Below are 19,752 nucleotides of genomic sequence, written 5' to 3' on the forward strand. Positions count from 1 at the left end.
GTCGTACCGGGTGTCCCGGCGGCCGGTCGCCCGGCCGCCGGACCCGAGCTAGGGGAGGTTGACCTTGTCTGGCTGGTCAGCGATCGAACGTGGCTGCTCGGCACCGACCGTGTTGGCTTCCGTGTCCTTGCGCTGGAACTGGCGCATCATGCCGCCGATGAGCGATGGACGGCCCTGCGACTTCGAGTAGACGTCGAAGGCGACGGCGATGAGCAGCACCAGACCACGGATGATCTGCACGCGGTTCGACTCGATGCCCATGAGCTGCAGACCGTTGGAGAGCAGCGCCATCACGAGACCACCGATGATCGACCCGGAGATCGTACCCACACCACCGGCGACCGCAGCACCACCGACGAACACGGCGGCGATGGCGTCGAGCTCCCAGCCCGTGCCGTCAGCGGGGCCGGAGGCGCCGGCGTACCCGACGAACACCATGCCGGCGACCGCGGCGAGGACCGACATGTTCATCATGACGAAGAAGTTGACCTTCTTCGCGGAGACACCGGAGAGCACGGCCGCGTTCGAGTTGCCACCGACCGCGTAGACCTGGCGACCGAAGATGGTGTTCTTCGTGACGAAGCCGTAGACGATGGTCAGGACGCCGAGGATGATCGCGACGATCGGGACCGAGGTGCCCGGACGACCGGTGGCGAACAGGTACGTGGCGACGAGCGTGACGACGACCAGCACACCGGTGCGGACGAACGCGACCCAGAGCGGCGGGAGGTCGGCCTGCATCTTCCGGCGACGCTGGCGGTCGCGGAACTCGAGGACCACGAGGACGACGACGGTCACCAGACCCAGGAGCAGCGTCCCGTTGGAGTACCCGAAGTCCGGGCCGAAGTCCGGGATGAAGCCCGAACCGATCTGGCTGTAGTCGTTCGGGACGGGCAGCGACGTCGAGTTGCCGATGATCTGGTTGGCACCACGGAAGATCAGCTGACCCGCGAGGGTGACGATGAACGCCGGGACACGGACGAACGCGACCCAGAAGCCCTGCCATGCACCGACGAGCCCGCCGATGACGAGGCCGAGGATGATCGCGAGCCAGGCCGGGAAGTGCCAGACCGACATCGACTGCGCCACGATGATGCCGGTGAACGCCGCGACCGAACCGACCGACAGGTCGATGTGGCCCGCGATGATCACCATGACCATCCCCAGCGCGAGGATGAGGATGTAGGAGTACTGCAGGAACAGGTTGATGACGTTCGTCGGCTGGAGGATCAGCCCGTTCGTGGTGAACGAGAAGAAGATCAGGATCGCGATGAGCGCGATCACCATGCCGTACTGGCCGATGGAGTTGCCCTTGCCGAAGAGCAGCTTCAGGTTGTTCATGAGACGGTGGCGCCCTTCCGCGCGGACGTCATGCTGCGCATGAGCGTTTCTGGATCGGCCTGGTCGGCCGGGAGGTCAGCGGTGATCTGGCCCTCGAAGATGGTGTAGATCCGGTCGGAGAGACCGAGGAGTTCGGGGAGCTCGGACGAGATGAGGATGATGCCCTTCCCCTCGGCTGCGAGCTGCTGGATGATCCCGTAGATCTCGAACTTCGCGCCGACGTCGATGCCGCGGGTGGGCTCGTCGAGGATGAGCAGGTCGGGGTCGGTGAACATCCACTTCGACAGGACGACCTTCTGCTGGTTCCCGCCGGAGAGCTTGCCGACGTTGTCCTCGACGCTCGGCACCTTGGTGCGGAGCATCTTCCGGTACTTCTCGGCGACCGAGTACTCCTCGAGGGAGTCGACGACGCCGGCCTTGGAGATCTTCCGCAGATCGGCGGCGACCGTCGAGCGCTTCACGGTGTCGAGCAGGTTGAGGCCGAGGGCCTTGCGGTCCTCCGACACGTAGCCGAGGCCGTTGTCGATGGCCTGCTGGACGTTCGTGACCTTGATCTCGCGGCCGTCCTTGATGATCTGCCCGTCGAGCCAGGTGCCGTACGAGCGACCGAACAGGCTCATCGCCAGCTCGGTGCGGCCGGCACCCATCAGGCCGGCGAAGCCGACGATCTCGCCCTTGCGGACGTGGAAGTTCGAGCCCTTGCAGACCAGACGCGACGAGTCGAGCGGGTGCTGCACCGTCCAGTTCCGGACCTCGAAGAACGTCTCGCCGATCTTCGGGGTGCGGTCCGGGAAGCGCGACTCGAGCGACCGACCGACCATGCCGCGGATGATGCGGTCCTCGTTGACGCCGTCCGCCTTGACGTTGAGCGTCTCGATGGTCTTGCCGTCGCGGATGATCGTGATCTCGTCGGCGATCTGCTCGATCTCGTTGAGCTTGTGACTGATGATGATGCTCGAGATGCCCTTGGCCTTCAGCCCGACGATGAGGTCGAGGAGGTGCTGGGAGTCGTTCTCGTTCAGCGCGGCGGTCGGCTCGTCGAGGATGAGGAGCTTGACGTCCTTGTGCAGGGCCTTGGCGATCTCCACCAGCTGCTGCTTGCCGACACCGATGTTCTTGATCTGCGTGTCCGGGTCGTCGGCCAGGCCGACGCGGGCGAGCAGGTCCTGCGCGCGGAGCTGCGCGGCGGTCCAGTCGATGCGACCGAAGCGGCTCGGCTCGTTGCCGAGGAACAGGTTCTCCGTGATGGAGAGCTCCGGGATCAGCGCCAGCTCCTGGTGGATGATGACGATGCCGGCCTGCTCGGACTGCTTGATGTTCGAGAAGCGGACTTCCTCGCCCTCGTAGACGATCTCGCCCTCGTACGTGCCGTACGGGTACACACCCGACAGCACCTTCATCAGCGTGGACTTGCCAGCGCCGTTCTCGCCGCAGATCGCGTGGATCTCGCCGGCTCGGACGCTCAGCGAGACGTCGGAGAGCGCCTTCACACCAGGGAACTCCTTGGTGATGGAACGCATCTCGAGGATCGTCTCGGGAGCGGTGATCGAACGGGTCTCGAGCCCGCTCTCGATCGGGTCGTGACCCTGTGGGGTTGACGCCACGGTGCATCTCCTTCTGCCGCTGCGATGCGGCAGTCCTTCGGTGGAACAGCTGCGGCATCCGAAGGGCACGAGGGTGCGTGCGGACTTCGTTGTCGCGTCCGGTGTCCCCCGTGTGACGGGCCATGTGAACGGTCACATCGAGGAACGGAGGTAATCCTACGCACAGGCTCGCCCGGGCTGTCAATTCGGACGGGTCGCGATTCGGTAACGCTGCGGGCGCTTCCGCGCGCAGTGGCTCGGACGCCCCTCGGGCTGGGGACAGACCGACCGGTTCAGCGGTGGCGCGGCGCTCCGGTCGATCCACGGACGACGAGTTGCGGGACGATGTCGATCGGGCGCAGCAGGTCGTCCCCGCTCGGCAGCAGGATGTCCACGCTCCGGCGCCCGAGCTCGGCGAAGTCCACCTGCACGGTGGTCAGCGGCGGCCAGAAGTGCTTCGCCTCCGGGATGTCGTCGTACCCGACCACGGACAGGTCGCCGGGGACGTCGAGCCCGTAGGAGCGGGCGGCGTGCATGACGCCGAGCGCCATCGCGTCGTTCGAGCAGAACACCGCCGTGCAGTCCCGGTAGCGGAGCAGTTCCCGCCCGGCGTGGTAGCCGAAGTCCGCCGTCCAGTCGCCGAGGACCGGGGGCTGCACCGGCTTGTCCCGGTCGGACATCTCGCGCAGGAACCCCTGCATCCGGGCGTCCGCCTCGATCCAGTCCTGCGGGCCGGCGATGTGCCGCACGTACTCGTGGCCGAGGTCGAGCAGGTGCGCGGTCGCCAGCCGGGCGCCCTCCATCTGGTCGACCCAGAGGGCGGTCGGGTCCTCGCCGACGCTCGAGCGCATCGTCACGTACGGGGTGCGCACGCCGAGCTCCTCGATGAGGTCGAACACCCGCTGTTGCGGAGCGATGACGACGATGCCCTCGACGTCCTGGTCGAGCAGGTGACCGAGCCCGTCGCGCACCGCCGCGTCGGTCGGTTCCGCGATGTTGGCGGTCGTGACGGAGTACCCGCGCAGCACCGCGGCGTCCTCTATGGCCTGCAGGGTCACGGTCGGCCCGTAGTGGGCGCGCTGCGCGGTGAGGACGCCGATCGTCCGCGTCCTGCTGGTCACGAGGGCGCGGGCGGCACGGTTCGGCCGGTACTGCAGCTCCTCCATGGCGGCGCGGACCCGGTCACGGGTCTCGGCACGGATCGCGTCCGAGTTGTTCAGCACCCGCGACACGGTCTGGTGCGAGACGCCCGCGACCCGCGCGACGTCGCGGATGCTGGGGGACCGCGGCTGCTCTGCCCGCGTGGTCGCCATTGCTGCTCTCTCCCGCTCGGGCCCGCAGCACGCCCATGTGCACGTTCACATCCCGAGCCAGATCATTATGCACGGCGCGCGGATGCACACCGGCTGAAGGCAGGGGAGACCCCGGACGGGAGGCGCGGCGCACCGCCGTCACTGAGCCGACGGCGACGCCGTCGAGACCGGTGCGTCAGCTGCCGGGGAAGGGCCTCCCGGCAGCGGACCGGGCGCGTCGCGCCCGCCGACGCGCTACCGACCGGCGAGTGCGTCGAGCGGCAGCTCGGCGAGCTGCCACCCGAGCCACGGGCTGAACGCGAAGGGCGCGGCGGTGACGGCCTGGCGGAGCTTCTCCTCCGACAGCCACACCCACTCGGACACCTCGTCGTCCGCGGGCTGCGGATCGGCGTCGGCCACGGCACGGAACACCGGGCAGACCTCGTTCTCCACGATGCCGGAGGCGTCGACCGCGCGGTAGCGGAAGTCCGGCAGGACCAGCTCGACGCTGTGCACGGAGAGCCCGAGCTCGCGGTCGGCCCGCCGGGCGATCGCGTCCTCGAACGACTCGTCCGGGCCGGGGTGCCCGCAGAACGAGTTCGTCCACACGCCGGGCCACGTCTTCTTGGCGAGGGCGCGACGGGTCACGAGGACGTCCCCGGCCGCGTTCTGCACGTGGCAGCTGAACGCGAGGTGGAGGGGCGTGTGGTCTGTGTGCACCGTGAACTTGTCGGCGGTACCGATCGGGGTACGGTCTTCGTCGAGCAGGACAACGGTTTCCGGGAAAAGGCTCATCTGCCTCGATAGATTAGGCCAATGACCGAGGAAGCGGCCACCGTGGCGCACATCGACCTCGCGCTGGTGGATGCGTGCCTGGAGCACTTCTTCACGGCGTCGAGCGCCCGGGCCGCGGCCTTCGGCCGGCCGTCCGAGGAACTCTGGCGCGTCCTCCGCAAGGCGAGCATGGGCGGGAAGCGCTTCCGGCCGCGCATGGTGCTCACCTCGTACACCGCCCTCGGGGGTGACGACGAGCACGCGGGCGCACACGTCGCCGCCGCGTACGAGCTGCTGCACACCGCGCTCGTCGTGCACGACGACGTCATCGACCGCGACTGGTCCCGCCGCGGCCGTCCGAACGTGGCCGGGTCCTTCCGCGACACCGCGACGACCGGCGGGCTGCCGCTGCCGACCGCCGAGCACCGTGGGACGAGCGCGGCCGTCATCGCGGGCGACCTCGCGCTCGCCGCCGCCCCGCGCTTCATCGAGGCCAGCGGCGTCACCGGGGAGCGCCGGTCCCGACTGCTCGACCTGTTCGACGACGCCGTCTTCGCCAGTGCCGCCGGCGAGATGGCCGACGTCGACCTCGCGCTCGGCGTCATGCCGACCGTGGCCGAGGTGCTCCAGATGGAACGCGCCAAGACGAGCGTGTACAGCTTCGAGGCGCCGCTGCAGTCCGGCGCCGTGCTCGCCGGGGCGCCCGAGGCCGTGGTGGCCTCGCTCGGCGCCTTCGGCCGCGAGATCGGCATCGCCTACCAGATCGTCGACGACCTGCTCGGGGTCTTCGGCAACGAGGGCGCGACCGGCAAGACCGCGATCGGTGACCTCCGCGAGGGCAAGCGCACCATGCTCATCGCCTACGCGGCGACGACCGACTGCTGGCCGGACCTCGCGCCCTACCTCGGCGACCCGGACCTCACCGAGGAGCGGGCCGCCGGTCTCCGCGCCCTCCTCGTCGAGTGCGGTGCGCGGGACGCGGCCCTCGACCACATCCGCGAGCACACCGCCCTGGCCCGCGCCGAGCTGGCCGCGCTGCCCGACGAACTCGGCGCCCGGCTCGAGGGACTCGTCACCGAACTCGTGGAGCGCGTCCGGTGACGTCGAGCACCACCCCCGACCGCCTGCCGCTCTACGACGCCACCGCCGAGGCCGCCTCGAGCGTGGTCATCAGCCGGTACTCCACGTCGTTCGGCCTCGCCAGCCGACTGCTGACGAAGGACACCCGCGAGCACATCCGGAACGTCTACGCGCTGGTCCGCGTCGCCGACGAGGTCGTGGACGGCCCCGCGACCGAGGCGGGACTCGACCCCGAGCTCGCCCGCACGGTCCTCGACGAGCTCGAGACCGACACCGAGCGTGCGATGGCCCTCGGCTTCTCGGTGAACCCCGTCGTGCACGCCTTCGCTCGGAGCGCCCGGACGACCGGCTTCGGCCCCGAGCTCACGCGCCCGTTCTTCGCGTCGATGCGGATGGACCTCGACCAGACCGAGCACGACCAGGCGTCCTTCGACACCTACGTCTACGGATCGGCCGAGGTCGTCGGCCTGATGTGCCTCCGCGCCTTCGTGTACCGCGCCGGACGACCGACCTTCGACGACGCCGTGCTCGTCGACGGGGCCCGGGCCCTCGGGGCGGCGTTCCAGAAGGTCAACTTCCTCCGCGACCTGCACGCGGACTTCGAGGTGCTCGGCCGCTCGTACTTCCCCGGGGTCGACGTCCGCAGCTTCGACGAGGCCACGAAGGACCGGCTCGTCGCCGACGTCCAGGCCGACCTCGACCGCGCCGCCCGCACCGTGCCGCTGCTGCCGAAGGACGCCCGCCCCGCGGTCGCCCTCGCGCACGCCCTGTTCCAGGAGCTCAACGACCGCATCGCCGCGACCCCGGCAGCGCGGCTCATCACCTCCCGCGTCCGCGTCCCGAACCCCGTCAAGGCCCGCCTCGCCGCGCGGGTCCTCGCCCGACGGGGCACGCTGTCCGCCCGGAGCGCGCCACCCGTCACCGCACCACCCGCCACGCCACAGACTGGAGGCTCGTCTTGAGCCCGACCCCTGCCTCCCGTCCGACGACCGGACCGACTCCCGGACGGACCGTGCCCGTCCGACGTGCCGTCGTCATCGGCGGTGGGATCAGCGGCCTGGCGGCCGCCGCCCTGCTCGCCCGGGACGGCTTCGCCGTCACCGTCCTCGAGCAGCGCACCCAGCTCGGCGGCCGTGCCGGCTCATGGGAGCAGGACGGGTTCCGGTTCGACACCGGCCCGAGCTGGTACCTCATGCCCGAGGTGTTCGACCACTTCTTCCGGCTGCTCGACACGAGCGCCGACGAGCAGCTCGACCTCCAGGTGCTGGACCCCGGGTACCGCGTGTACACCGAGGGCCGCGACGAGCCGATCGACCTACGGGCCTCGCGCGAGGAGAACATCGCGCTGTTCGAGTCGATCGAACCCGGTGCCGGCGCGAGGATGGCGAAGTACCTCGACTCGGCTGCGGACACCTACGACATGGCCGTCCGCCGGTTCCTGTACGGGACGTTCCAGGACCTCACGAAGCTCGCGGCTCCCGACGTCCTGAAGCGGGTGGGCAAGCTCGCCCGCCTGCTCGTCCAGCCGCTGTCCTCGTTCGCGTCCACGGCCGTCAAGGACCACCGGCTGTGGCAGATCCTCGGCTACCCGGCGGTGTTCCTCGGCACGAGCCCGTACTCGGCGCCGAGCATGTACCACCTCATGAGCCACCTCGACCTCGCCGACGGGGTGCTCTACCCCAAGGGAGGCATCAGCGCGCTCATCTCCGCCGTCGAGCGGGTGGCGCGCGCCGAGGGTGCGACGATCACCACCGGCGCTGCCGTGTCCCGCATCGTCGTCGACGGTGACCAGGTGACCGGTGTCGCGTGGCGTGACCAGGACGGCGTGGAGCACGTCGAGCACGCCGACCTCGTCGTCAGCGCGGCGGACCTCCGGCACACCGAGATGGAGCTGCTCGAGCAGGAGCACCGCACGTACGACGCCTCGCACTGGCAGAAGCGCGACCCCGGTCCCTCGGCCGTCCTCGTCTACCTCGGCGTCGAGGGCGAGGTCCCCGGACTGCTGCACCACACGCTCGTGTTCACCGAGGACTGGAAGGCCAACTTCGGAGCGATCTTCGGGAAGGACCGGCACGTGCCGGACCCCGCGTCGATCTACGTCTGTGCACCCTCGCTCACCGACGACTCGGTCGCGCCGGAGGGGCAGAGCAACCTGTTTGTCCTGGTGCCGCTGCCCGCCGACGTCACCATCGGCAAGGGCGGCATCGACGGAGCCGGCGACGCCCAGGTCGAGGCCATCGCCGACCGCGCGATCGACGTCATCGCCGAGCGCTCCGGTGTCCCGGACCTGCGCGACCGGATCCGGGTGCGCCGGACGATCGGCCCGCAGGACTTCGCGGACGACCTGAACGCCTGGAACGGCTCGATGCTCGGTCCCGCACACACCCTGACGCAGAGCGCGTTCTTCCGCGAGAAGAACGCCTCGACGAAGGTCGGCGGGCTCTACTACGTCGGCGCCTCGACGATCCCGGGCATCGGCCTCCCGATGTGCCTCATCAGCGCCGAGGTCCTGCTCAAGCGGATCCACGGGGACACGTCGACCGAGCCGTTGCCGACCCCGCTCCCGCGGTCGGCTGACGCACCGCCGCTCCGGACGACGGGCTGATGCCGGGGCTGTACCTGGCCGGCCTGCTCGTCTCGATCGCCGGGGTCGCGGTGCTCGACGCCCGCCACCGGCTGTTCTTCTGGCGTGCGCCGCTCCGGGCCGCCGTGGTCATGCTCATCGGGCTCGCGTTCTTCATGGTCTGGGACGTCGTCGGCGTGCACCTCGGGATCTTCTTCATCGGCACGACGCCGGTGCTGACGGGTGTGCTCCTCGCCCCGGACGTGCCGCTCGAGGAGTTCTTCTTCCTGGTCCTGCTGTGCTGGACGACGATGGACCTGTTCGGAGCCGTGCGCCCGGTCGCCGAGCGCCTCCGTCGGCGACGGGCTGCACAGGGCACCGGCACGGTCCCCGACGTCCAGGGCGGAGGCCCGGTGTGACCGGGTCGGGGACGTACGCCCTGCTCGCGGTCCCGTTCCTCGGGGTGGCGGTGCTGACCGCGATCGCCGCCGGCGTCGTGTCGGCGCGCCGGAGCCGCGGCACGGTCGGTGCCGGGCGCAGCCGGCGGTCCACCGTCCTCGGCGGCGTCGTCACCGGCGTCGTCCTGGTCGTCATGACGTGTGTGTTCAACAACGTCATCGTCGGGCTCGGCGTCGTCGCGTACGACCGGGCGCTCGTCCTCGGCGCCCGCGTCGGGCTCTTCCCCGTGGAGGACCTCGCCTACGCGATCGGGGCGGTCCTGCTGCTGCCGAGCTGCTGGGTCCTGCTCGACCGACCGGTACGGTCGGAACGCCCGTCCCAGCCGTCCCGTTCCCCCGAGGAGGCCCCATGACCGTGCCCCGCGCCTCCAGACCGTCCACCCTCCGAGCCCTGTTCGTCTCGTCGCGACCGATCAGCTGGGTGAACACCGCCTACCCGTTCGGCGCCGCGTACCTGCTCGGCAGCGGGGTCGGCGTCGAGGGTGGCGGCGGCTTCTCGCTGCTCGCGTTCGTCGTCGGGGTCGTGTACTTCCTCGTGCCGTACAACCTGGCGATGTACGGCATCAACGACGTGTTCGACTACGAGTCCGACCTGCGCAACCCGCGCAAGGGCGGGGTCGAGGGAGCGCTGCTCGACCGGAGTGTGCACCGCGCGACCCTGTGGGCCGTCGTGGTCACGAACGTGCCGTTCCTCGTCGCGCTCGTCCTGCTCGGCGCGGCCAGCGGGAACGGACCGTGGTCGTGGCTCGTGCTCGCGGTCAGCGTGTTCGCGGTCATCGCGTACTCCGCGCCGGGACTGCGCTTCAAGGAGCGGCCGTTCCTCGACTCGATCACCTCGTCCACGCACTTCGTGTCCCCGGCGGTCTACGGACTCGCGCTCGCCGGACCCGAGTGGACCGGACACCTCGTCGCGGTGTGCATCGCGTTCTTCCTGTGGGGGATCGCCTCGCACGCGTTCGGTGCCGTGCAGGACGTGCTCGCCGACCGCGCCGGGGGGATCGGCTCCGTGGCGACCGTCATCGGCGCGCGCGCGACCGTCCGCCTCGCGTTCGCGATGTACCTGGTGGCCGGGGTGGCGCTGCTGTTCTCGGCGTTCCCCGGGCCGATCGCGGCGGTCGTCGTCGTGCCGTACGCGCTCAACGTGCTGCGGTGGTGGAACGTCACCGACGCCGAGGCCGAGTCGGCGAACGCGGGGTGGAAGCGGTTCCTGTGGCTCAACTATCTCGCGGGGGCCGTCGTGACCCTGGCCCTGATCGGGTACGCCTTCACGCACTGACCCCGCGGGTCAGGCCGCGCCGGACACCCGCCGAGCCTGCTCCACAGCCGCGCGGACGCCTCGGGACCACGACGGGCCGTGGCCGGGCAGCACGTGCCGGGCCTCGGTGTCGACGAGCAGGTCGAGCGACGCCACGGCGGTGTCGACGTCCGCCGTCGCCGCCGGGGCGACGATCCGTGGACCGATGCCGCCCGTGTAGGGGTCGAGCGTGACGAGGGCGTCCCCGACGATGACCGCGTCCCGGTCCGCGAAGTGCAGCGCGACGTGTCCGTCCGTGTGACCGGGCGTCTCGATGATCCAGGGGTTCCCCGGGGTCTCGGCGCGGGACTCCATGAGCTCGACCTCGTCGATGCCGTCGACCGTCGCAGCACCCGCCAGCAGCATCCGTCCGAGGGGCCGCAGTCCGCCCGGGTGCGTCAGCACGAAGCCAAACCGGTTCACCGCCGGCCGGTACGAGTACGGGTGCGCGGCGAGGTCCCGGTCGCCCGGGTGGACGTACACGGGGGTGCCCCAGTCGCGGTGCATCCGGGCGGCCGTGCCGACGTGGTCGAAGTGCCCGTGCGTGAGCAGCAGGGCCTCCACCTGGTCGGGGGCGTACCCGAGGTCGTGCACGGCGAGCTGCAGGTGCGGCCAGACCGCGGGCAGCCCGGCGTCGACGACGAGCAGTCGGTCCCCGGTCTCGACCAGGTAGGTGTTGGTGTGTGCGAGCTCGAGGCGGTGGATGCCCTCTGCGACGTCCCGGAACAGCATGACGGGGACGGTAGGCCCACGCCGCTGGACGCGTTGCCGGGAGCAGCGCCGGGGGATGGGCGGCAGCGACCGGTGCGCTGCCCGGACCTCCACCGGAGCGCGTCCCGCGAGTGCGCTCGGTCCGGAGCGTGTACTCAGGATGCATGCCCAACGACTCCCTCCCCGAGCTCGAGCTCGCGAACGTGCGCACCCGGGAGCGGATCACCGAGACGGTGGACCGCATCCGGCAGAAGGCGGACGTGCCCGCGCGCACGCGCCTGGCCGTCGCGAAGACCAAGCAGCGCTGGCGCCACGACCCGACGCCCCTCGTCGCGGTCGCGTTGACCGCAGCGGCCGGTGTCGCGGCGATCGTCGTGGGCGTCCGGATCGGGAACACCCCCGCCGGTCGCCTCGCCGCGCTCCGCGAGCCCGCCCCCGTGCCGGTGTTCAAGCCGGTGAAGGTCCGCAAGGACGGCAAGTCGAAGGGCGTCCCCGTCTTCGCACGGAAGGACCCGACGGGCAACCCGGTGTACCAGGAGCGCGAAGCCGCCAAGAAGCGTCAGAAGAAGGACGCGAAGCGGGCGGGGAAGTCGATCAAGCGGATGAAGAAGGCGGCGAAGGGCTGACCATGGCGAAGGAAGCACAGAAGCCGGCGGCGAACGACCCCCGCAAGCCGGATTCACCCACTGACCTCAAGAAGCCGACGGTCACGTACACGCTGAAGAAGACCCTCCGCGAGTTCACCGCCGACCAGTGCACCGACCTCGCGGCGGGCCTCACGTACTACTCCGTCCTCGCGCTCTTCCCGGGTCTGCTGGCGGTCGTGTCCATCCTCGGTCTGTTCGGAGACCCGTCGAAGACCATCGACACCCTGCTGCAGATCATCGGCAACGTCGGGTCGAAGGACGTCGCTGACCTCCTCCGCGACCCGGTCGAGGGTCTCGTCCGCTCGCCTGCCGCTCCCGTCACGTTCATCGTCGGTATCCTCGGTGCGCTCTGGTCGGCCTCCGGCTACGTCGGCGCGTTCGGCCGCGCGATGAACCGCATCTACAACGTGCGTGAGGGTCGCCCGATCTGGAAGCTCCGTCCGACCATGCTCGGCGTCACCGTGACCACGGTCGTCCTGCTCGTCATCGGGCTGCTCACCCTCGTGTCCGCCCCGCTCGCCCGCAGCTTCGGGGACGTCATCGGCCTCGGCGACGTGGCGGTGACCGTACTGTCGATCGTGCAGTGGCCGATCCTGCTCGTCATCGCGATCGTCATCGTCGCGGTGCTCTACTACTGGTCGCCGAACGTCAAGCAGCCGAAGTTCACCTGGGTCGGCGGCGGGTCGATCCTCGCGCTGCTGATCTGGATCATCGCGAGCGTCGGCTTCGGGTTCTACGTCGGGAACTTCTCGAACTACAACGCCACGTACGGCTCGCTCGGTGGTGTGATCGTCTTCCTCCTCTGGATCTGGATCACGAACAACGCACTGCTCTTCGGTGCCGAGTTCGACGCCGAGATCGAGCGTGGCCGCGAGCTGCAGGCCGGCATCAAGGCGGAGGAGGACATCCAGCTCCCCGAGCGCGACACCCGCCAGACCGACAAGCAGGACGAGAAGCGCGCCGAGGACATCATGCAGGGCATCCGCATCCGGCAGAGCGCCGGCGAGACCAAGGACGAGTGAGCACGGCGCGCGAGCGCGTCCTGTCCGGGAGGCTCGGTGACGGTTCCGTAGGCTTGCCTGCGTGACCGACACCGAGCCTCCCGTCTCCGTCCCCACCGCCGCGAACGACCGTCCTGTCGCGCTCGTCACCGGAGCGACCCGCGGGATCGGCCGTGCGATCGCGGCCGACCTGGGCCGGACGCACCACGTGCTCGTCGGCGGACGCGACGCCGACGCGGTCGCCGCCGTCGTCGCGGAGCTGCCGAGCGCGGAGCCCTTCGTCGGGGACCTGGGCGCCGGGGACCTGCCGGCCGTGCCGAGCTGGATCGACGTCCTCGTGCACTCCGCCGGCGTCGAGCAGGGCACCCGCATCGCGGACACCCCGCGGGACACCTGGGAGGCCGTCTTCGCCACGAACGTCTTCGCGGTCGCGGAACTGACCCGCGTGGCGATGCCCGGCCTCCGTGCCGCCCGCGGTCTCGTCGTGACGATCAACAGCGGCGCCGGCTTCACGGCCGGTCCGGGCGGTGGGGTCTACGCGGCGTCGAAGTTCGCGCTCCGGGCCTTCACGGACGCCCTGCGGGAAGAGGAGCGCGCGAACGGCGTGCGGGTGTCGAGCGTGCACCCGGGCCGCACCGACTCGGACATGCAGCGGGCCCTCACCGAGAAGCTCGGCGAGGAGTACGACACCGACTACTACCTCGCGCCGGAGGACGTCGCCGACGCGGTCCGCACCGTGGTCGACCTGCCGGAGCGTGGCACGGTCGAGATGCTGTCGATCCGGCCGTCGCGACGGCGCTGAAGGCGCTGCCACGAGCCTCGGCCACGCGAGCGTCCCGCGGCGCCGCGTGGCCGAGCCCGGCTCGACCGGTCCGCCGGTCCGCCGGTCCGCCGGTCCGCCGGTCCGCCGGTCCGCCGGTCGAGCCTCAGCCGAGTTCGATCCGCGACGTCAGCCCGAGTCCCCCGAGGAACCGCTCGTCGTGACTCACCACGACGAGCGCACCGCGGAACGACCGGAGGGCCGCGACGAGCTGGTCGACGCTCGACAGGTCGAGGTCGTTCGTCGGCTCGTCGAGCACGAGCAGGTGCGGCGGCGGATCCGCGAGGACGAGACCGGCCAGTGCGACCCGGAAGCGCTCCCCGCCGGACAACGATCCCGCCGGCCGGTCGACGGTGTCCCCGCGGACGAGTAGCCGCGCGAGCCGGTTCCGCAGCTCTGGCACCGGGACGGCCGGCGCTGCGCGTCGCACGTTCTCGAGGACCGTCGCGTCGTCGTCGAGGGTGTCCTTCTGCTGCGGGAGGTACCCGACCCGGTCGGTGTGGGCGACCGCGCCGGTGTCGGGGAGCGGGTGTTCCCGTGCCGTCGGGAGCCCGACGAGCTGTTCCAACAGGGTCGTCTTGCCGACGCCGTTGTCGCCGACGAGGGCGAGGCGCTCGGGTCCCCGCACGACCGCGTCCCGACCGCGCACGGTGATCGTCGCGATCTGCCGCGACGCGGCCACGCCGGGGTCGGGCAACTCGACGTGCAGTGTCTCGTCCTGTCGGACGCGGCGGCCGGCCTCCCGTACCGTCGCGGACGCCACCGCCTCGGCCGACGCGTGTCCGGACCGGAGCCGCCCGGCGGTCGCCTCGGCCTGCTTCCGCCGCTCGTTCGCCAGGATCTTCGGCATGGACGTGGCGGAAGCAGCCCCTGCCTTCGCACGTCGCGCGATGGAGGTCTCGGCCTCGATCCGCTGCCGCTTCTCGGCACGGTACCGCTGCTCGGCGACCCGGACCTCCCGTTCGACGGCGGCCTGCTGCACGGCGAGGTGCTCCTCGTACGCCGAGAACGTGCCGCCGAACACGGTCAGAGCGCCGTCGCGGAGCTCGATGACCTCGTCGACGTGCTCCAGGAGTTCCCGGTCGTGGCTCACGACGACGAGTGTGCCGCGCCAGTCGTCGATCAGCGCGAGCAGGGCCGCCCGCGCTCGGCGGTCGAGGTTGTTCGTCGGCTCGTCGAGGAACGCGATCGGACGCGCGCGGAGACGGATCCCCGCGACCGCGACGAGCACCGCCTGACCGCCCGACAGCGTCCCGACGGGGCGGTCGAGGTCGGCAGCGCCGAGGGTCGCTCGCGGACCGAGGTCGAGGGCGGCCAAGGCCGCTCCGGCCCGGTCCTCGACGTCCCAGTCGTCGCCGACCACCTCGAAGTCGTCCGGCGTCGCGTTCCCGGCGAGGACGGCGCGGAGCGCCGTGACCTGCGCACCGACCCCGAGCAGGTCCGCGACGGTTCCTGGAGGGCCGGGACGGGCCTCCAGACCGGACCGCACGGCGGTGCCTGCTCCGGACGGGAGGTGCGGTGCGGCTCCGGCGAGCCGCTGCGGCAGGTGGTCCACGGCCCCCGTCGTCTCGACGGAACCGGCGGTGGGGACGAGCTGGCCGGTGACGAGGCGGACGAGGGTCGACTTGCCGGCCCCGTTCCGGCCGACCAGACCGGTGCGGCCGCGACCGAACGCGGCGGTGATGCGGTCGAGCGCGACGGTGCCGTCGGGCCACGCGAAGGAGACGTCGTGCAGGACGACGGACGGACTGATGGGCATGCGGATGCCTCCGGAGGTCGTGCGGGCGCACGACACCGTCAGCCGCTCGGGCGGCGGTCCCACTGGTGGGCGGGCGAGGTCACGGTGTCAGCGCAGGGACAGCTGCTGCTGCGGCGCAGTGCCGTTGATCTCGCGCAATGTCGCACCGTCTCCGTCGGGGATCCCCGTGGCCGTCACCCGTGCCGTCGGCCGGTCGTCCCGCACCGCGACCCCGGAGCGATGACGGGGTACGACTCACCGTACGGCCGTGCAGTCGGCGCGCGCAAGATGTCCGGCATGGCTGACGACGAGAAGCAGACGCGGGACGACTTCCACGACGCGGTGAACATGACCGCGTCCCAGCTCGAGAAGTGGCTGGACACCGACGAGTCGAAGTCCGTCGGGCAGAAGAAGGACGGCGCGACCGAGTCTACCGGGCACGAGTCCGGCCGGCACATCGTGGCGATCCTGCAGAAGAAGCAGGGTGACCTCACCGACGAGGACTACGCACACATGCGCAAGGTCGTCGGGTACGTCGCCCGGCACTCGGAGCAGCGGCCCTCGGGCGACGTCACCGACACCAAGTGGCGCTACTCGCTCATGAACTGGGGCAACGACCCGCTGAAGTAGGCGACGGCTCAAGTAGCGTGGCGGTCATGCCGGACAACCTGCTCCCGACCCCCTCGACGAACCCCGAGACCCTGCTGCCCGCCGAGCCCGAGGTGGACGCGCTCCTCCGGTCGAACGCGCCCGTCTCCTCGGTGGTGGTGTCGCACCCGTCGTCGAGCCTGGCGTGGGCGCTGCTCGCCGACGAGGCGTGGGAGCGCGGCGCAACGCTGGAGTCCTACGCGTACGCCCGGGTCGGCTACCACCGCGGCCTCGACGCCCTGCGGAAGGCCGGCTGGCGTGGTGCCGGGCCGGTGCCGTGGTCGCACGAGCCGAACCGCGGCGTCCTGCGGTCCCTGTTCGCCCTGCGCCGCGCGGCCGAGGCGATCGACGAACCCGGCGAGCCCGAGCGCCTGACGCAGTTCCTCGACGGCGCGGACCCCGCGGCCGCCGAGGCCATCGCGCGCGGCTGAGCCGCGGCGCGCGCCGCTGCGCGCCCCGTAGCGCGGGCGGCGCGGGCGGCGCGCAGCGGCTGCGCCCAACAGGAACCCGTCCGAACCGGGGGATCCCCTGGTTCGGACGGGTTCCTGTTGGGCCGGTGCAGCCGCCGCCGTGCAGCTGCCGCCGCGGCCCTACGCCAGCAGCACGCTCCAGCTGCGGGCGCTCGGCCAGAGCTGGTGCTCCGGCAGGACGTCGAGGCCGCACGCCCGGCTCCCGAGGCCGTGCTGCGCGTCGTCGAGGTACAGGTACAGCGCATCCGGCGTCGGCAACTCGTGCGGGTGCCCGGCACGCCCGACCTGCTGCGCGGTCCACGGCGTCAGGGTGAACCCGGCGCGGTGCCCCGACGCCGGGTCCGGCACGGTCGACACCGTGAACGGACCGACCGTCAGCGTCCGCAGTTCCGGACGGTGCCCGGTCTCCTGCGGCATCGAGTAGCGCGTCGTCATCGCGGACACGGGCGCCTCGAAACGTCCGACGCGCGCGGCGTGCGAGGAGTCCGCGTACGACTCGTCCGGGCCGGTACCGAACCACGAGACCGTCCCGTCCAGCAGCGCGGCGGGCAGGTCGATGCGGACCCCGACCCGCGGCCAGGTCACGTCCCACCCGCCGAACGGCACCGCGTCGGTCCGCAGGAGCAGCCCGGCGTCGGTCAGCGTCCAGCGGTGCGTGACCTCGACGCCGGCCCCGCTGTTCGCCGCCGCGATGCGGACGCGCTGCACGAGGCCGTCGTCGGTCCGCTCGACCGCGACGAGCCGGTGCGTCAGGCGGTCGAGCCCACGGGCCTCCCACCGGGACGCAGAGGAGGGCGCATCCGGATCGCCGACCCCGCCGGTGAGCACCGGGTCCGCCGTCTCGTAGCCGCCCTGGGACGCGCCACGGTCGTTGTCCGTCGGCGCGCGCCACAGTTCGAAGCGCGGGCCGGCGACCGCGTGCCCCTTGAGGGAGGCGAGGTCGCCACGGGCGGTGAAGGTCGCCTCCCCGAGACGGTCGCCGTCCCAGCGTGGTCGGGAGGCGCGGATCACCCGGGCAGGCCCGCTCGCCACGAGCGTCTGGGTGCCTGCCACGACGTGGCCGGTGTCGGCCCACGCCGTCGGTCCGGCGAGTTCCGCCACGACCTCGAACCACAGCTCGTCGCCGGGGGCGAGCGCCGCCGCGGCGAGCACCTCCGCCGGGACCGGCACCGTGGCGGACCCCCGCGCGGCGACGACACCGGGGGCGAGCCTCCCGGACGCCTCGACGACGCCGTTCCGCGACAGCGTCCAGACGAACCGCAGGCCCGCGGTGGAGGCGGAGTGGTACCGGTTCTCGATGAGCACGGTGCCGCCGCCCGCGGCCGTCCCACCGCCGAACGGGGAGACGGAGAGGCGCACCGGCGCGACCACGGCCGCGAACTCGGCGAGGCCCGGCGTCGGGGTGTCGTCCGGCAGCACGAGGCCGTCCATCACGAAGTTGCCGTCGTGCACGACCTCGTGGTGGTCGCCGCCGTAGGCGTAGTAGGGGGTGCCGTCGGCGGTGTGCGCGAGGAGGCCGTGGTCACGCCACTCCCACACGAAGCCGCCGTGCAGACGCGGGTACCGGTCGACCAGGGCCTCGTACTCGGCGATCTGGCCGGGGCCGTTGCCCATCGCGTGCACGTACTCGCAGTGCAGGAACGGCTTCGAGCGCTGCCGGGCGGCCTCGGCGGGACCGCACCCGAGCAGGGGCGTGGCCGCACCGCCGCCGATCGACTCGGTCTCCTGCAGCGTCGGGTACATCCGCGAGTAGACGTCGGTGTACTCGCCCGTGTAGTCGCCCTCGTAGTGCACGGGGCGTTCGGTGTCGCGGGCGTGCACCCACTGCGCCATCGCGGCGAGGTTGCGCCCCGTACCGGACTCGTTGCCGAGCGACCACATCACGATCGACGCGTGGTTCTTGTCCCGCTCGACGGTCCGCGCGATGCGGTCGAGGTAGGCGTCCTCCCACGCGGGGTCGTCCGACGGGTTGCCCTGCCAGCCGAGGGCCTCGAACCCGTGCGTCTCGAGGTCGCACTCCAGGACCACCCAGAACCCGAGCTCGTCGGCGAGGTCGAGCACGCGCGGGTGCGGCGGGTAGTGCGACGTCCGGATCGCGTTGACGTTGCTGCGCTTCATGAGCGCCATGTCCGCGCGGGCGTGCGCCTCGTCGAAGACCCGCCCCCGCTCGGGGTGCGTCTCGTGCCGGTTCACGCCGTGGAAGACGACCCGCTCGCCGTTCACCAGGAAGCGGTCGCCGACGATCTGCACGGTGCGGAAGCCGAGCCGGAGCGCGACCGTCTCACCCGCGGTCGACATCGTGGCGTCGTACAGGCGGGGGACCTCGGCGCTCCACGGCTCGACGCCCTCGACGGTCACCGGTGCGACGTCCTCGGCGGAGGCCCAGGTGACGTCCACGTCGAGCTCGGGCACCCGGAAACGCACCGGGAACGTGGACTCGATGCTCGGCACCGTGATCGTGCCGGTGCCCGTCGCGGGACGGCCGGACGCCGCGGTCCCGGCGCTCGCCCCGTCGCCGACGACGGCGGACCAGGCGGCGCGCACGAACACGTCGTCGATCGGTGCGACCGGACGGGCGAGCAGGGTGACGTCCCGGAAGATCCCGGGGAGCCACCACTGGTCCTGGTCCTCCAGGTACGAGGCCGCCGACCACTGGTGCACGCGCACCCGGAGTTCGTTGTCCCCGGGCACGAGCAGCTCGGTGACGTCGAACTCGGTCGCGAGCCGGGACCCGGTCGACCACCCGACCTCCTGCCCGTTCAGCCACACCCGGAAGTGCGACTCGACACCGTCGAAGCGGAGCAGCACCCGCGCGGCACCGTCGAAGGAGCCCGGCACGGTGAAGGTCCGGCGGTGGTCACCGGTCGGGTTCTCGTCCGGCGGGTGCGGGGCGTCGATCGGGAAGGGGTACTGGACGTTCGTGTAGCTCGGCGCCCCGTGGCCGTGCAGGACCCAGTGCGAGGGCACCGGGAGCGTGCCCCAGCCGTCCGGGTCCTCGAAGGCGGGGGCGTCGGCGACGGGCGACCAGCGGAAGTCCCACTCCCCGGCGAGCGACAGGGACGGAGCGTCCGTGTGCAGCCAGGCGCGCGGCGCCAGTCGTGTCGCCGAGCCCGGCGTCGTCGCGTGCAGGTCGTCGAGTGCGGCGTCGGTCAACGTCGACCAGTCCTTCCGTGGTGCCCCGCGCTCGGGGCGCTCGGGACGGGTGTGGCGATCAGCGGGGCCGGGACGGCGACCGTGCCGTCGTCCCGGCGCGTCGTCGATCGGGTGCAGCGTCAAGCCAACCACAGGACCCGACGTCCACCTGGGATCGGGGTCAGGTGCCGTCGCGGAGC

18 protein-coding genes are annotated in these 19,752 nt (G+C 71.5%); 11 read left to right on the plus strand and 7 right to left on the minus strand.

Going from position 1 to position 19,752, the window contains the following annotated elements; all coding sequences use genetic code 11:
* Positions 1-48: 48 nt before the first annotated feature.
* From mmsB to idi, 4 genes are all read right to left on the minus strand, one after another.
* Positions 49-1,341: a multiple monosaccharide ABC transporter permease gene (gene mmsB, locus DEJ32_RS09010; RefSeq protein WP_110901021.1), complete on the minus strand. Its 1,293-nt coding sequence runs from the start codon at positions 1,339-1,341 to the stop codon at positions 49-51.
* Entirely contained in the window at positions 1,338-2,861 is a 1,524-nt protein-coding gene (mmsA, locus tag DEJ32_RS09015) for a multiple monosaccharide ABC transporter ATP-binding protein (protein WP_110901081.1), read from the minus strand. Before mmsA ends, mmsB begins: the two co-directional genes overlap by 4 nt.
* Positions 2,862-3,217: 356 nt before the next feature.
* Complete coding sequence (locus DEJ32_RS09020; protein WP_110823277.1) at positions 3,218-4,237, minus strand: LacI family DNA-binding transcriptional regulator; 1,020 nt, start codon at positions 4,235-4,237, stop codon at positions 3,218-3,220.
* 234 nt (positions 4,238-4,471) lie between these two features.
* A complete protein-coding gene (gene idi, locus DEJ32_RS09025; RefSeq protein WP_110823279.1) occupies positions 4,472-5,011 on the minus strand; it encodes an isopentenyl-diphosphate Delta-isomerase in 540 nt (179 codons plus the stop codon).
* Between the two features lie 21 nt (positions 5,012-5,032).
* On the opposite strand from idi, the gene DEJ32_RS09030 reads away from it, so the two are divergent.
* Genes DEJ32_RS09030 through DEJ32_RS09055 form a run of 6 tightly spaced genes read left to right on the plus strand, consistent with a single transcriptional unit; the run spans position 5,033 to position 10,367 of the window.
* Entirely contained in the window at positions 5,033-6,091 is a 1,059-nt protein-coding gene (locus DEJ32_RS09030; RefSeq protein WP_110823282.1) for a polyprenyl synthetase family protein, read from the plus strand.
* Positions 6,088-7,032, plus strand: a complete 945-nt coding sequence (locus tag DEJ32_RS09035) for a phytoene/squalene synthase family protein (protein ID WP_110901022.1) — start codon at positions 6,088-6,090, stop codon at positions 7,030-7,032. The genes DEJ32_RS09030 and DEJ32_RS09035 overlap by 4 nt, the downstream gene beginning before the upstream one ends.
* A gap of 50 nt (positions 7,033-7,082) precedes the next feature.
* Positions 7,083-8,675: a phytoene desaturase family protein gene (gene crtI / locus DEJ32_RS09040; protein WP_110901023.1), complete on the plus strand. Its 1,593-nt coding sequence runs from the start codon at positions 7,083-7,085 to the stop codon at positions 8,673-8,675.
* A complete protein-coding gene (locus DEJ32_RS09045) occupies positions 8,675-9,052 on the plus strand; it encodes a lycopene cyclase domain-containing protein (RefSeq protein ID WP_110901024.1) in 378 nt (125 codons plus the stop codon). Before crtI ends, DEJ32_RS09045 begins: the two co-directional genes overlap by 1 nt.
* Complete coding sequence (locus DEJ32_RS09050) at positions 9,049-9,444, plus strand: lycopene cyclase domain-containing protein (protein WP_110890657.1); 396 nt, start codon at positions 9,049-9,051, stop codon at positions 9,442-9,444. The genes DEJ32_RS09045 and DEJ32_RS09050 overlap by 4 nt, the downstream gene beginning before the upstream one ends.
* Positions 9,441-10,367: a prenyltransferase gene (locus tag DEJ32_RS09055; RefSeq protein WP_110901025.1), complete on the plus strand. Its 927-nt coding sequence runs from the start codon at positions 9,441-9,443 to the stop codon at positions 10,365-10,367. Before DEJ32_RS09050 ends, DEJ32_RS09055 begins: the two co-directional genes overlap by 4 nt.
* 9 nt (positions 10,368-10,376) lie before the next feature.
* On the opposite strand, the gene DEJ32_RS09060 is transcribed toward DEJ32_RS09055, so the two are convergent.
* Positions 10,377-11,117 (minus strand): MBL fold metallo-hydrolase, encoded by a 741-nt coding sequence (locus DEJ32_RS09060; protein WP_181420628.1) that lies wholly within the window; start codon positions 11,115-11,117, stop codon positions 10,377-10,379.
* 143 nt (positions 11,118-11,260) lie between these two features.
* Here DEJ32_RS09060 and DEJ32_RS16215 point away from each other — a divergent pair, with 143 nt between their 5' ends.
* The 3 genes from DEJ32_RS16215 (at position 11,261) to DEJ32_RS09075 (ending at position 13,546) form a co-directional block, all read left to right on the plus strand.
* Complete coding sequence (locus tag DEJ32_RS16215) at positions 11,261-11,722, plus strand: hypothetical protein (RefSeq protein ID WP_110901026.1); 462 nt, start codon at positions 11,261-11,263, stop codon at positions 11,720-11,722.
* A 2-nt stretch (positions 11,723-11,724) separates the two neighbouring features.
* Positions 11,725-12,765, plus strand: a complete 1,041-nt coding sequence (locus tag DEJ32_RS09070) for a YihY/virulence factor BrkB family protein (protein WP_110823296.1) — start codon at positions 11,725-11,727, stop codon at positions 12,763-12,765.
* Positions 12,766-12,826: 61 nt separating this feature from the next.
* The gene (locus DEJ32_RS09075; protein WP_110823297.1) at positions 12,827-13,546 is read left to right on the plus strand and encodes an SDR family oxidoreductase; all 720 of its coding nucleotides are present in this window, start codon (positions 12,827-12,829) and stop codon (positions 13,544-13,546) included.
* A gap of 124 nt (positions 13,547-13,670) precedes the next feature.
* Here DEJ32_RS09075 and DEJ32_RS09080 read toward each other — a convergent pair whose 3' ends face one another.
* On the minus strand, positions 13,671-15,323 hold the full coding sequence (locus tag DEJ32_RS09080; protein WP_110901083.1) for an ABC-F family ATP-binding cassette domain-containing protein: 1,653 nt from the start codon (positions 15,321-15,323) through the stop codon (positions 13,671-13,673).
* A 276-nt stretch (positions 15,324-15,599) separates the two neighbouring features.
* Between DEJ32_RS09080 and DEJ32_RS09085 the strand changes: the two genes are divergently transcribed.
* Positions 15,600-15,932, plus strand: a complete 333-nt coding sequence (locus DEJ32_RS09085; protein ID WP_110823940.1) for a DUF3140 domain-containing protein — start codon at positions 15,600-15,602, stop codon at positions 15,930-15,932.
* A gap of 26 nt (positions 15,933-15,958) precedes the next feature.
* A complete protein-coding gene (locus DEJ32_RS09090) occupies positions 15,959-16,381 on the plus strand; it encodes a DUF3151 domain-containing protein (protein WP_110823941.1) in 423 nt (140 codons plus the stop codon).
* A gap of 159 nt (positions 16,382-16,540) precedes the next feature.
* Here the strand turns inward: DEJ32_RS09090 and DEJ32_RS09095 are convergent, their stop codons facing one another.
* A complete protein-coding gene (locus DEJ32_RS09095) occupies positions 16,541-19,573 on the minus strand; it encodes a glycoside hydrolase family 2 TIM barrel-domain containing protein (RefSeq protein WP_110901027.1) in 3,033 nt (1,010 codons plus the stop codon).
* Positions 19,574-19,752 lie beyond the last annotated feature (179 nt).

It is taken from the genome of Curtobacterium sp. MCPF17_046 (assembly GCF_003224295.1).
Taxonomy (GTDB): Bacteria; Actinomycetota; Actinomycetes; order Actinomycetales; family Microbacteriaceae; genus Curtobacterium.